This window comes from Actinomadura sp. K4S16 (genome assembly GCF_008327685.1).
Taxonomy (GTDB): Bacteria; Actinomycetota; Actinomycetes; order Streptosporangiales; family Streptosporangiaceae; genus Spirillospora.
Genome location: NZ_BDDE01000032.1, coordinates 51,651 through 64,257 on the forward strand (window position 1 = coordinate 51,651; position 12,607 = coordinate 64,257).

At 71.6% G+C, this 12,607-nt stretch carries 11 protein-coding genes; 3 read left to right on the forward strand and 8 right to left on the reverse strand.

The window, feature by feature from the left end:
• Nucleotides 1–189 precede the first annotated feature (189 nt).
• Together K4S16_RS42760 and K4S16_RS42765 are read right to left on the reverse strand one after the other, a co-directional pair.
• Nucleotides 190–2,271 (reverse strand): 3-hydroxyacyl-CoA dehydrogenase NAD-binding domain-containing protein, encoded by a 2,082-nt coding sequence (locus K4S16_RS42760; RefSeq protein WP_235037438.1) that lies wholly within the window; start codon nucleotides 2,269–2,271, stop codon nucleotides 190–192.
• Nucleotides 2,268–3,470, reverse strand: coding sequence for a thiolase family protein (locus K4S16_RS42765; protein ID WP_149264845.1), 1,203 nt, complete (start codon nucleotides 3,468–3,470; stop codon nucleotides 2,268–2,270). Before K4S16_RS42765 ends, K4S16_RS42760 begins: the two co-directional genes overlap by 4 nt.
• 233 nt (nucleotides 3,471–3,703) lie before the next feature.
• On the opposite strand from K4S16_RS42765, the gene K4S16_RS42770 reads away from it, so the two are divergent.
• On the forward strand, nucleotides 3,704–5,479 hold the full coding sequence (locus tag K4S16_RS42770) for an AMP-binding protein (RefSeq protein ID WP_235037439.1): 1,776 nt from the start codon (nucleotides 3,704–3,706) through the stop codon (nucleotides 5,477–5,479).
• Nucleotides 5,480–5,636: 157 nt separating this feature from the next.
• On the opposite strand, the gene K4S16_RS46685 is transcribed toward K4S16_RS42770, so the two are convergent.
• The 4 genes from K4S16_RS46685 to K4S16_RS42790 all read right to left on the reverse strand — a co-directional run bounded on the left by K4S16_RS46685 (nucleotide 5,637) and on the right by K4S16_RS42790 (nucleotide 9,103).
• Nucleotides 5,637–6,821 (reverse strand): cell wall metabolism sensor histidine kinase WalK, encoded by a 1,185-nt coding sequence (locus K4S16_RS46685; RefSeq protein ID WP_268843311.1) that lies wholly within the window; start codon nucleotides 6,819–6,821, stop codon nucleotides 5,637–5,639.
• On the reverse strand, nucleotides 6,815–7,477 hold the full coding sequence (locus K4S16_RS42780) for a response regulator transcription factor (RefSeq protein WP_149264846.1): 663 nt from the start codon (nucleotides 7,475–7,477) through the stop codon (nucleotides 6,815–6,817). The genes K4S16_RS46685 and K4S16_RS42780 overlap by 7 nt, the downstream gene beginning before the upstream one ends.
• Before the next feature lie 51 nt (nucleotides 7,478–7,528).
• Nucleotides 7,529–8,131, reverse strand: coding sequence for a TMEM175 family protein (locus tag K4S16_RS42785; protein ID WP_200842452.1), 603 nt, complete (start codon nucleotides 8,129–8,131; stop codon nucleotides 7,529–7,531).
• A 69-nt stretch (nucleotides 8,132–8,200) separates the two neighbouring features.
• Complete coding sequence (locus tag K4S16_RS42790; RefSeq protein WP_149264848.1) at nucleotides 8,201–9,103, reverse strand: NADP-dependent oxidoreductase; 903 nt, start codon at nucleotides 9,101–9,103, stop codon at nucleotides 8,201–8,203.
• A 186-nt stretch (nucleotides 9,104–9,289) separates the two neighbouring features.
• Between K4S16_RS42790 and K4S16_RS42795 the strand changes: the two genes are divergently transcribed.
• Nucleotides 9,290–9,964, forward strand: coding sequence for an HAD family hydrolase (locus K4S16_RS42795; protein WP_149264849.1), 675 nt, complete (start codon nucleotides 9,290–9,292; stop codon nucleotides 9,962–9,964).
• Nucleotides 9,965–10,041: 77 nt separating this feature from the next.
• Here K4S16_RS42795 and K4S16_RS45370 read toward each other — a convergent pair whose 3' ends face one another.
• Nucleotides 10,042–10,725, reverse strand: coding sequence for a hypothetical protein (locus K4S16_RS45370; RefSeq protein WP_200842453.1), 684 nt, complete (start codon nucleotides 10,723–10,725; stop codon nucleotides 10,042–10,044).
• A 69-nt stretch (nucleotides 10,726–10,794) separates the two neighbouring features.
• Nucleotides 10,795–11,931: a hypothetical protein gene (locus K4S16_RS42805; protein WP_149264850.1), complete on the reverse strand. Its 1,137-nt coding sequence runs from the start codon at nucleotides 11,929–11,931 to the stop codon at nucleotides 10,795–10,797.
• 318 nt (nucleotides 11,932–12,249) lie between these two features.
• Here K4S16_RS42805 and K4S16_RS42810 point away from each other — a divergent pair, with 318 nt between their 5' ends.
• Nucleotides 12,250–12,600 (forward strand): hypothetical protein, encoded by a 351-nt coding sequence (locus tag K4S16_RS42810; protein WP_149264851.1) that lies wholly within the window; start codon nucleotides 12,250–12,252, stop codon nucleotides 12,598–12,600.
• Nucleotides 12,601–12,607: the final 7 nt, after the last annotated feature.

A 12,607-nucleotide genomic window follows, 5' to 3' on the forward strand; every position in this document is an offset into this window, starting at 1 on the left:
CCCGGTGTCCGGTTTTCGGCATAAGGCCGACAGCCGTATGCCCATATGTGCGCGGGTTATGATCCGCCGAAACCCGTGCATGTCCGTGACGTGGGGAAACGCCGGAAAAGAGGCGTTCCGAACCGTGTTCGGAACGCCTCTCTCCGTGATGGGGCTCCGGATCCGTCCGGGGATCCGGTCGGCCGCGGGTCAGGCGGGCAGGGAGGCGACCCCCGGCTCCAGGAAGCGACCGCCCGCGGCCCGCTCGGCGACGCCCGACCTGTCCAGGTACGGGGTGATGCCGCCGAGGTGGAACGGCCAGCCGGCGCCGAGGATCATGCACAGGTCGATGTCCTGCGCCGCCGCGACCACGCCCTCGTCGAGCATGATCCGGATCTCGTCGGCGAGCGCGGCGAGCGCCCGGTCGAGGACCTGCTCCTCGGTGGACGGGCTCGTCCCGCCGGAGAAGATCTCCACGACCTCGGGGTCGAGGGTGAAGTCGGGCAGGTACACGCCGCTCTTGCCGGCCGCGACCATCTTCGCCAGGTTGTCCGACAGCGGGAACCGGTCCGGGAAGGCCCCGTGCAGGGTCTCGTTGACGTGCAGCGCGATCGCCGGGCCGACCAGGCCCATCAGCACGAACGGCGGCATCGGCAGGCCGAGCGGGGCGGCGGCGCGCTCGGCCGCCTCGATCGGCGTGCCCTCGTCCACCGTCTTGACGATCTCGGCGAGCAGCCGCAGCAGGACGCGGTTGACGACGAAGGCCGGGGCGTCCTTGACCAGGACGCACGACTTCTTCAGCGCCTTGCCCGTGGCGAACGCCGTGGCGAGGGCCGCGTCGTCGGTCCGCTCGCCGCGGACGATCTCCAGCAGCGGCAGCACCGCGACCGGGTTGAAGAAGTGGAACCCGACCACCCGCTCGGGGTGCGCGAGCCCGGAGGCCATCTCGGTGACCGACAGCGAGGAGGTGTTGGTCGCGAGGACGCACTCCGCGGAGACGTACTCCTCGACCTCGGCGAACACCTTCTGCTTGACCGACATCTCCTCGAAGACGGCCTCGATGACGAAGTCGGCGTCGGCGAACGCGTCCTTGGTCAGCGAGCCGGTGATGAGCCCCTTGAGCCGGTTGGCCTTGTCGGGGGACAGCCGGCCCTTGCCGAGCAGCTTGTCGATCTCGCCGTGCGCGTAGCCGACGCCCTTGTCCAGGCGCTCCTGGTCGAGGTCGGTCAGCACGACCGGCACCTCCAGGCGCCGCGCGAACAGCAGGGCGAGCTGGGAGGCCATCAGACCGGCGCCGACGACGCCGACCTTGGTGACCTTGCGGGCGAGCTCCTTGTCCGGCGCCCCGGCGGGCCTCTTCGCGCGCTTCTGGGTGAGGTCGAACGCGTACAGGCCGGCGCGCAGCTCGTCGCTCATGATGAGGTCCGCCAGGGCCTCGTCCTCGGCGGCGAAGCCCTCGTCGCGGGTGCGGTCCTTGGCGGCGGCGACCAGGTCCAGCGCCCGGGTGTAGGACGGGGCCGCGCCGTGCAGCTTGCCGTCCACGGTCCAGCGGGCCATCGCGACGGCGTCGTCCCACGCCTTGCCCTTGTCGACCTCGGGACGCCGGACGGTGATCTCGCCGTTCAGCACCCGGGCCGTCCAGGCCAGGGACTCCTCCAGGAAGTCGGCCGAGTCGAAGATCGCGTCGGCGATGCCCAGCTCGTAGGCCTGCGCGCCCTTGAGCATCCGGTTCTGGGACATGGGGTTCTCGATGACGACCTTGAGCGCCTTCTCCGCGCCGATCAGGTTCGGCAGCAGGTAGGTGCCGCCCCATCCGGGGACGAGGCCGAGGAACGCCTCGGGCAGCGCGAACGCCGGGACGCCGCGCGAGATCGTCCGGTAGGTGCAGTGCAGGCCGACCTCGACGCCGCCGCCCATGGCAGCGCCGTTGTAGTAGGCGAAGGACGGGACGTCCAACTCGCCGAGGCGGCGGAACACGTCGTGGCCGAGCCGGCCGATGGCCGCCGCGTCCTCGCGCCGCCGGATCAGCGGGACGCCCTTGAGGTCGGCGCCGACCGCGAAGATGAACGGCTTGCCGGTGACGGCGACGGCCGCGATGTCGTCGCGGGCGGCGACGGCGTCGAGCGCGGCGTTCAGCTCGGCGAGCCCGCCGGGGCCGAACGTGTTGGGCTTGGTGTGGTCGAAGCCGTTGTCGAGCGTGATGAGCGCGAGCGTGCCCGCGCCGTACGGCAGCGTCACATCGCGGACATGCGCGTGCGTGACGACCTCGTCCTTGAAGATGTCAGGGTTCACTTGGCGCCCTCCCAGTTCACGTTCTCCCAGAGGACGGTTCCGCCCATGCCCATGCCGACGCACATCGTCGTCAGCCCGAACCGGACGTCCGTGCGCTCCTCGAAAAGGCGGGACAGCTGGTTCATGAGCCGCACGCCGGACGAGGCGAGGGGATGGCCGAGGGCGATCGCGCCGCCCCACGGGTTCACCCGCGCGTCGTCGTCGGCGATCTTGAAGTGCTCCAGGAACGCGAGCACCTGCACGGCGAACGCCTCGTTGATCTCGATGAGGCCGATGTCGTCCATGGTCAGCGAGTTGCGGGCGAGGAGCTTCTCGGTCGCGGGGACCGGCCCGACGCCCATGACCTCGGGCTCCACACCGGCGAACGCGAAGTCGACGAGCCGCATCCGCGGCGTGAGGCCGAGCTCGCGCGCGGCGTCCTCGGCCGCGAGGAGGCAGGCGGTGGCGCCGTCGTTGAGGCCCGCGGCGTTGCCCGCGGTGACGTTGCCGTGCACGCGGAACGGGGTCTTCAGCGCGGCCAGGCTCTCCATCGTCGTGCCGGGGCGCGGAGGCTCGTCCTCGGCGGCGAGCCCCCAACCCAGCTCGGCGGACCGGACCGCGGTGGGCACCAGGTCGGGCTGGATCTTTCCGGCCGCGTACGCCTCGGCGACCTTCCGCTGGCTGCGCACCGCGTAGGCGTCGGCGCGCTCCTTGGTGATGCCGGGGAACCGGTCGTGCAGGTTCTCCGCCGTCGAGCCCATGACCAGGGCGGACGGGTCTACCAGCTTGTCGGCGAGGAACCGCGGGTTCGGGTCGACGCCCTCGCCCATCGGGTGCCGGCCCATGTGCTCGACGCCGCCCGCGATGGCGACGTCGTAGGAGCCGAACGAGATGCCGGCGCCGGTCGTGGTCACGGCGGTCATCGCGCCCGCGCACATCCGGTCGACGGCGAAGCCGGGGACGCTCTTCGGCAGCCCGGCCAGCACGGCGGCGGACCGCCCGATGGTCAGGCCCTGGTCCCCGGTCTGGGTGGTGGCGGCGATGGCGACCTCGTCCACCCGCTCGGGCGGGAGGGACGGGTTGCGGCGCATCAGCTCGCGGATCGCGCGGACGACCATGTCGTCGGCGCGGGTCTGCGCGTACAGGCCCTTGGGGCCGGCCTTGCCGAACGGCGTGCGGACGCCGTCGACGAACACGACGTCGCGTGCGGTGCGAGGCACGGGTCGTCCTCCCTGGGATGGACTCTGATGGAGGTGTCGAGCCTCGTGCCGCCCCTGCCGGCGGCACGAGTACCCGCATCAGCGATGCTACTCGCTGGTAACCCTCAATGCTACTCGTCAGTAACCACTGACGCGGTGCTCAGCGGCCGGATGCCCGCCGGCATGGGCCCTGGTGCCCTTGTTCGGTTCATGACGGATGGGTAGCGTGACCCGAAATCACCGGAGGAGGCACGGTGACCCACGCGAGGCCCGCGTACCGGCCGGGGGTGCGCCGCCGGATCGGGCACATCCGCGACCTCGCGGCGCTGCTGCTGCGCACCGGCCTGCTGTTCTCCGGCGGACCCCGCCGGCTCCTCCGGCAGCTCGGCACGCTGCGCCGCTGGGGCACCTCGCTCGCGGGGCTGGTCGCCTCCGCCGCCGCCCGCTCCCCGTCGCGCCCCGCCCTGATCGACGACGAGGGCGAGCTGACGTTCGCCGAACTGGACGAGCAGGCCGCCCGCCTCGCCGCCGGACTGCCCCTGCACGGCCCCCGCCCCCGCGTCGGCGTCCTGTGCCGCAACCACCGCGGCATGGCCCTGACCCTCCTCGCGTGCTCCCGGCGCGGGGCCGAGGTCGTGCTGCTCAACACCGGTTTCGGAACGGGCCAGATCCGCGCCGTGCTCGGCGAGCTGCGCCCCACCCTGCTCGTCGCGGACGCCGAGTTCGCGCCGCTGCTGGCGAACGTCCCGATCGCGCTGCGCCGGAACGTGCTGTGGGCCGACCGCCGGCCGCCGGCCGCGGCCCCGCTCTCGGCGCCCGTCCCCGCCGCGACGCTGCCGCCGCCCCGCACTTCCCCGGACCTCGCGCCCGTCCCCGCCGACCAGGGCGGCCCGAGCATCGAGGAGATCATCCGCTCGACGCCGCCGGCCGCCGCCGCGCCGCCGCAGATCCAGAGCCGGACGATCATGCTGAGCTCGGGGACCACCGGACGACCCAAGGGCGCCCGCCGCCCGCCCCGCCCGGGCCTGTGGCCGCTGGCCTCGGTGACGTCCCGGATCCCGCTGCGCGCCCGGCAGACCATGATCGTCGAGGCGCCGCTGTTCCACACCTGGGGCTACGCCGCGCTGCAGATGGCGTGGGCGCTGCGTGCGCCGGTCGTCCTGCACCGCCGCTTCGACCCCGAGCAGACGCTGCGGACGATCGCCTCCTACCGCGACGTCACGGTGTTCGCCGTCCCGGTCATGCTGCAGCGAGTCCTCGACCTGGCGCCCGAGGTCCGCGCCGAGTACGACACGTCCTCGCTGCGGATCGCGGCGCTGGGCGGCTCCGCGCTGCCCGGCGACCTCGCCACCCGGTTCATGGACGCGTTCGGCGACCGGCTCTACAACATCTACGGCTCCACCGAGGCGTCCTGGGTGTCCATCGCGACCCCGCGCGAACTGCGGCTCGACCCGCGCACCGCCGGGCGCCCGCCCCGCAACACCTCGCTGGCGATCCTCGACGACGAGGGCCGCCGGGTGGGCCGCTCCACCCGCGGGCACATCTTCGCCGCGAACGAGCTGCTGTTCGAGGGCTACACCGGCGGCGAGCCGATGGAGGTCCGCGACGGGCTGCTCGCCACCGGCGACCTCGGCCACATCGACCACCGCGGACTGCTGTTCGTGGACGGCCGCGGCGACGGCATGATCGTGTCCGGCGGCGAGAACATCGTCCCCCGCGACGTGGAGGACGCCCTGCTGCGGATGCCGGAGATCCGCGAGGTCGCGGTCACCGGCGTGTCCGACCCCGAATGGGGGCAGCGCCTCGCCGCGTACATCGTCCTGCGGCCCGGCGCGGGGCTCGACGCCGACGCCGTGCGCGCCTACGTGCACGCGCAGGTCGCCCGGTACGCGGTGCCCCGCGACGTGTACTTCATCCCCGAGCTGCCGCGCAACGCCACCGGCAAGGTCGTGCACCGCTGGCTGACCGCCCGCCCCGACCGGCCCGAGCCCGAGGGCCGCGTCGCGTGGCCGCAGCCCCCGCTGCGTTGATTCACTCCCGGCCCACTTCGCTCGCCTTGCGGCTCGCTATGTGACCGGGCCTGGGCGAATGCGGCATCGCTTCGCGATCTGCCCGGTTCCGCTCGCCTCCGGCTTCGCTCCACCGGCCAGGTCACGCGTTCGCGTGCGTGGCCGATCGAAGCAGGCCCTAGGCGGCGAGGACGGGGCCGGCGGACGTCGGCAGCCGGACCGTGATCGACAGGCCGCCGTCCGGCCGCGGGACGGTGTCGACCGCGCCGCCGTGCGCGCCGACGACCGCCCGCACGATCGACAGGCCGAGGCCCGCGCCGTCCTTCGACCCCGTCCGGTCCGCGCGCAGCCGCCGGAACGGCTCGAAGATCGTCGCCACCTCGTAGGACGGCACGGGCCGCCCCGTGTTGACCACCCGCAGGAACGCCTCGCCGTCCCGGACGCCCGTGCTCACCCAGATCCGCCCGTCCCGCACGTTGTACTTCACGGCGTTCTCCAGCAGGTTCACCGCGCACCGCTCCAGCAGCACCGGGTCGCCGGCCACCGCGGCCGGGCCGAGCCGCGCCTCGACGTCCACGGCCGCCTCCTCCGCCTGCCCCTCGACCTGGTCGAGCGCGCTGCGCACCACGTCCTCCAGCGGCGTCTCGGCCCGGGTCGCCAGCTCCCGCTCGGACTTCGCGAGCAGCAGCAGCCCCTCGATGAGCCGCTCGTGGCGCGCGGTGTTGCCGAGCAGGACGTCCGCGAGCGCCCTGGTCTCCGGCGGGCTCCGGCGGCTCGCCAGCGCGACTTCCAGCACCGTCCGGTTGATGGTCAGCGGCGTGCGCAGCTCGTGCGAGGCGTTCGCGACGAACCGGCGCTGGGCGTCGAACGCGCGGTTCAGCCGGTCCAGCATCCGGTCGAAGGTGTCGGCCAGGTCCTTGATCTCGTCCTGCGGGCCGTCCAGCGCGATCCGCTCGTGCAGGTTGCTCTCCGACAGCCGCCGCGCCGTCGCGGTCACCGTGTGCAGCGGCCGCAGCATCCGCCCCGCCACCACGTACCCGATCACGACGGCCAGGACGCCGAGCACCAGCATCGTCACCAGGGAGCTCTGCAGCAGCTGCTCCAGGACGTCGTGCTTCTGCCGGGCCAGCTCCCGGTCGGCGTCGGCCTTCAGCTTCACCAGCTCGCTGACGTCGCCGTTGATGGCCAGCGCCCGCAGCCGCGTGATCGTCGTCGCGTCCACGCTCTGCCGCGACGTGAACCGGTTGTCCATCGTCCTGACGGTCAGCAGGTACGTCACCGCGACCAGCGCGGCCGACGTGACGAGGAACAGCGACCCGTACACCAGCGTGAGCCGCGTCCTGACGCTCAGCCTCTTCACCATGCCTCCAGCCGGTACCCGGACCCGGTCACCGTCTCGATCACCGGCGGCTGCCCGAGCTTGCGCCGCAGCGTCGCCATCGTGACCCGGACGATGTTGCTGAACGGGTCGATGTTCTCGTCCCACGCCCGCTCCAGCAGCCGCTCGGCGCTCACCACGCCGCCCTCCGCCCGCAGCAGCTCCTCCAGCACGGCGAACTCCTTGTTCGTCAGCCGCAGCTCCCGCCCGTCCCGCGCGGCCTTCCGCCGGTACGGGTCGAGCCGGATGCCCCGCCCCTCAAGGACGGGCGGCACCGGCGGCCCCGACCTGCGCGCCAGCGCCCGCACCCGCGCCACCAGCTCGCCGAACACGAACGGCTTCGGCAGGTAGTCGTCGGCGCCGAGCGACAGCCCGTCCACCCGGTCGTCGACGTCCCCGGACGCGGTCAGCATGAGGATCCGCGCGCGGCTCCGCCGCCCCACCAGCTCCCGGCACACGTCGTCGCCGTGGACCATGGGCAGGTCCCGGTCGAGGACCACCACGTCGTACTCGTTGTACGAGGCCCGCTCCAGCGCGGCGTCGCCGTCGTAGACCACGTCGACGGCCATGGCCTCGTCCCGCAGTCCCTCGGCGATCGTGTCCGCGAGCACCCGCTCGTCCTCGACGATCAGTACACGCATGCCGCCGAGCATGCCGCCCCAAGGGTTAAACCCCGATAAGCCCGGGAGGCTTCAGACGCCGGCGAGTCTCCACAGCCTGTCGACCGGGGCTTGCGCGAAGAGCAGCAGCAGCGCGAAGTAGGAGACGCCGGGGAAGGCCGCGACCACGGCCAGGCCCACGGCGAGCAGCGCCACGTTCGACAGCGCGCCCCGGACCGACTCGATCGTCGGCGGATCGGACTCCAGCGCGACGTCGGGGTCGCGGTAGGAGATCACCGTCAGCGCGGTCTGGAGGACGCACGCGACGAGGATGTTCCCGATGTACAGCATCACGGTGAAGCGGTCGTCCCCCGGATAGGAGGCCGCCATCTCCGTCGGGAACGGCAGGATCACGATGGCCAGCAGCCATCCCGTGTTCACCAGCATCAGCGCCCGCGTGTAGCCGCCGATGTGCTCGAACACCCGGTGGTGGACGAACCACAGCCGGATGATCACCACGAAGCTGAGGACGAAGCTCCCGATCTGCGCCCAGTGCCCCGTGATCACCTCGACCGACCGCTGGTGCGCGCTCACCGCCTCCGGCACCACGTCGACCAGCGGCAGCACCAGCAGCGTCACGGCGATCGCCACGACGGCGTCGGTGAACAGAACAAGCCGGTCAGGATCCCGAGACACCGCCCGCGCCATAACTCAGGACCCTACAGCGGCGGCCTTCATCGTCCCAGCTCAGCGCGCATCCCCCCGTCAGTCGACCAGGAGCACGAGCTTCCCGCGCACCTTCCCGCCCTCGCCGGCGCGGTGCGCCTCCGCGATATCGGCGAGCGGGAAGGTCCGCACGGCCGGCGGCGAGAAGCGCCCCGCCTCGATCAGCGGCCCGATCTCGCCGAGCACGTGGACCGCGCGACCGGCGTCCCCGCGGCTGAACCGCACCCTGTGCTCCCGGGCGCCGATGAAGTCGGCGACCGTGACGACGCGCTCCGCACCGCCGGCGAGCCCGATCAGCTCGGGCAGCACCCCGCTCCCGGCGACGTCGAGCGCCAGGTCGACGCCGTCCTGCGCCAGCGCGCGCACCCGCTCGACGAGCCCCTCGCCGTAGACGACCGGCTCGGCCCCCAGGGAACGCAGGTACTCCTGGTTCCCCGGACCGGCGGTGCCGATCACACGCGCGCCGCGCACCACGGCGAGTTGGACCGCGGCGCCGCCGACGCTCCCGGACGCGCCGTTGACGAGCAGCGTCGCGCCGTCCCCGACGCCGAGCTGGTCGAGCGCGCGCGTGGCCGTCTCGATGGCCGCCGGCAGCGCCGCGGCGCGGGCGAAGTCGAGCGAGGGCGGGATCGGCGCGTAGTGGGACAGCACTGCCAGCTCGGCCTGGGCCGCCCCTTCGACGCAGAAGCCGAACACGCGATCGCCGACGGCCGCGTCCGCCACACCCTCGCCGATCTCGTCGACGACCCCCGCCGCCTCGTAGCCCAGGGTCTGCGGGAGCTCCGGATCCATCTGCCCCTGGCGCTTCTTCCAGTCGCTGGCGCTCACCCCGGCCGCCCGCACCGCGATCCGGACCTGCCCGGGCCCCGGATGAGGATCAGGCAGGTCGACGAGCTCCAATACCTCGGGACCGCCGAACCGGTCGAAACGAACGGCCTTCATCGTGTGCTCCGTTCCAGCCCCCGCGGGCATGCGTCGTCGGGCTCTGGTCGACCAGCGAATCAGACCCCACCGACGATCCGCCCTCAAACCGAGCCCGGGCGGCGCCGCGGCTCGTCCAGCGTCAGCGAACTGCTGAGAGGGAGCTCTCAGCGCGGCCAGAACCGTCGGGCGTCCTAGTCTCCAGACATGATCGAGGCTGTCCTGTGGGACGTCGACGACACGCTCTTCGACTTCACCGGCTCGGAACGCGCCGGACTGCTGCACCACTTCGAGGCGGAGGGTCTTCCCTCCGACCAGGCCGCCTTGGACCGGTGGCAGCAGATCACCACGAGCGAGTACCGGCGCCTCGCGGCCGGTGAGCTGACCTACGAGCAACAACGCCGTACGCGAGTCCGCAGGTTCGTGGACCGTCCGCTGAGCGACACCGAGGCGGACGCCTGGTACGACCGGTACGAGGCGCTTTTCGAAGCGGCCTGGTCAGCGTTCCCCGACGTGGCCGCGGCCTTGGACGCCCTTCCTCACCGGAAGGGGGTCCTGTCCAACTCCAGTACCGTCCACCAGGAGCGCAGGCTGACGGCACTGGGCCTGCGCCACCACTTCGAAGTGCTCCTCTGCTCCGACCGGCTCGGCCGCGCGAAACCGGACCCCGCGGCATTCCAGGCCGCCTGCACAGCCCTGAACCTGCCTCCCGCCGCAGTCGCCTACGTCGGCGACAAACTCGACATCGACGCCGTAGGCGCCCACAACGCAGGCCTCCACGCCATCTGGCTGGACCGAGCGGAAACGGCGACCCCGACGCCGACCGGCATACACCGCATCTCGACCCTGAATGAACTGCCCGTGGTTCTGGCCGCCTGCTGAACTCCCACCTGCACGGCAGCGCCGCGCCACTCCCTAGCGAGCGCACGACCAAACAGCCTCACGTCGAGATCGGCGCTTCAGGAGATCGGCACGTACCAGCGCTCACGGCCCGCCTGCGAGAGCCGGAACCGCTCCGGATCCCGGACGCAGGCCTTCATCAGCCCGTCCGCCGCCTTGTCGTCCAGGTCATCGGGAACTTCGAACCCCTGGAACGCCGCTCGACCGACCCCGGCACGGAACCGGTGCTTGTACTCCTCCTCGCCCACGTAGGTCAGTGCTATGCGCCCGTCCCATTCGAGTCCGAATTCGAACGGTGCATGCCGGGTGGGAAAGCGGATCCGATGATCGGCGACCGAGTCATGGCCGAGCAGGTAGATGTGGAAGGCGAAGTCGTCCCAGTCCTCGATCTCGTCCACTTCGTCGAGGCCGTCGACATGGAAGGCGCGGCCGGTCAGCGCGTCGAAATCCAACGGTTCGTCCGGAGATCCCGCGACGAAACCCCGGGCGGCGCTGATGGTGCACCTGTGGTAGTTGCACCAGACGATCTTCGCCTCGAAGTCCGGCCCGTCTTCGGAATCTTCATCCTCCTCGCTACCGGTCGGGTCCTCCGCGTCGTAGTAGGCACTCTCCAACTCGAAGATGAACCGCAAGCCGGACTCGGGGTCCAGCCGTCCCTTCCAGGCGAACTCCTCGATCCTGTGCCCGCCAGGCCACGGATTCCCCGGAAACCAGATCCGATCATCCTTCGCCGACAGGGTCATGTTCCCGTCCACCGCACCCCTCCAAAGCACTCGCGACCACGGTTCTACAGCCTGGGGGTGACACGCGGCTCAGGCGAGGAGGCGTTGGACGAAGAAGACGACCAGGGAGGCGAGGATTCCGGTCACGTACTGCAGAAGGGTGGCGGTCTTGACCGGGAGGCGGCGCAGCGTCCGGAAGTGCGTGTAGGCCTGGACGGCACTGCCCAGGTCCTCGGAGAGCAGGAGGTGTCCGGGCGGGCGGTGCGTCTGCGCCATCAGCGGGTCCACGATCGTGTCGATATGGCGCCGGACCAGGTGGGCCAGCGTGATGTAGGGCTGCACGCCGACGTACAGGGCCGTGACGACCGCCAGGACGGGGAACCCCACGAAGAACGCCTGCATGAGCGGGCCCGGACGGTCGCTTGTGACGGCCACGGTCGACAGTTCGGCGATGAGGACACCCACTGCCGTGCTGACCGCGACGCGCCCGTACACCCGGCACAACTGCACGATCGCCGGAGTGTGTGCGGGGTCCATCCACGCCATCTGCAAATCCATGCACCGGTGCAGACGCAGCGGCACCTCGGCCAGCGTGTAGAGCCAGTAGAGGACGCCGCCACCGATGAATCCCGTCCAAGCGCAGCACACGTAGATCCACACGCTCACGGAGACCGAATCGACCTGCTGGTGCGACATCGCGTAGGCGAGAAGCGCGGAGAGACCCATCCCGGCGGCCCCGGCCACAAACTGCGGCACCGGACGGCAGCGTCCGTTGAGCCAGCCCAGGAACTCACCCCGCTCGGCCGACACGGCCAGCAGGTCGGCTACGGACTCGGCTAAGACCGCCGTCCAGCGCCAGGCGATCCACGAGAGGGCCAGCATCAGGACGGACGTGACGGTCGCGGAGAGCACGAGCAAAGCACCGGTGGTGCCGCGCAGCGGTTCGTCCTCCAGAAGCCCGCCGAGGACGAGCGCGAGCAGGTAGGGCCAACCACCCGTGACCAGGATCCCCACCGTAGCCGTGAACGCCGTGATGGGGCCGGGCAAGACCCGCGCGACCGCCCTCGCCAGCAGCACCACCATGACGAGCCCGCGCCCCTGCTCGGCGAACCGCCGCAACTCCGCCGCGGTCGCCGGATCCCGCAGCGGCCGCCGGTCCACCGCACTCAGGCGGCTAAGCAGATCGCCCTGCCCGCCGTCCGCCGCCCCTTCCGCCCCCAGCCCCATCGCCACCCACCTCGCCGTAGCCCTCCGCGACACCACGCTGACGAGTCCCCCGAACAACCGCAACACCAAGGCCAATCCCGGCCCGCAAGGCCCGCAGGCTAATGCGGGTTTAACCCTCTGGGGGCTCTTATGGGGCGGGCTGGGGCAGGGTGCCTCGGGGAGAGGGTCGGCATGAAGGTGTGGGTTCTGGGTGTCGCTGCGGCGCTCTTGCTGGGGCTCGCCGGGTGTGGGGGCGATGGGGAGAGCGGGGTCGCCAGTGCGGGGGGTGGTTCGGGTTCTGCTTCTCCTGGCAAGTCGGTCTCTCCGGAGGATGCTCAGTTGAAGTTCGCGCGGTGCATGCGGGAGAACGGGGTGGACGTTCCCGATCCCGGGAGTGGGGACGGGCGGGCGTTGCGGCTGGGGAAGGGCGGCGACCGCAGCAAGTTGGACGCGGCGCTGCGGAAGTGCCAGTCGTGGCTTCAGGCGGGCGGGAAGATGCCCGACCTCAAGGACCCGAAGGTCCGCGACCAGTACGTCAAGTTCGCGCAGTGCATGCGGGAGCACGGGGTCGACATCCCGGATCCGGGGCCGGACGGGCAGATCAGGATCCCGACGGCGCGGGTCGACCGGGGGCAGGCGGAGAAGGCGCGTGAGGCGTGCAGGGCCAGCCTTCCGGGGGCCGGGAAGTGAGGCGGGT

Excerpts from the sequence above, each read along its gene's own strand:
- K4S16_RS46685 (WP_268843311.1), bottom strand. The coding sequence starts at position 6,821 with ATGGTGAAGAGGCTGAGCGTCAGGACGCGGCTCACGCTGGTGTACGGG.
- K4S16_RS42780 (WP_149264846.1), bottom strand. The coding sequence starts at position 7,477 with ATGCGTGTACTGATCGTCGAGGACGAGCGGGTGCTCGCGGACACGATC.
- K4S16_RS42790 (WP_149264848.1), bottom strand. The coding sequence starts at position 9,103 with ATGAAGGCCGTTCGTTTCGACCGGTTCGGCGGTCCCGAGGTATTGGAG.
- K4S16_RS42795 (WP_149264849.1), top strand. The coding sequence starts at position 9,290 with ATGATCGAGGCTGTCCTGTGGGACGTCGACGACACGCTCTTCGACTTC.
- K4S16_RS45370 (WP_200842453.1), bottom strand. The coding sequence starts at position 10,725 with ATGACCCTGTCGGCGAAGGATGATCGGATCTGGTTTCCGGGGAATCCG.
- K4S16_RS42805 (WP_149264850.1), bottom strand. The coding sequence starts at position 11,931 with ATGGGGCTGGGGGCGGAAGGGGCGGCGGACGGCGGGCAGGGCGATCTG.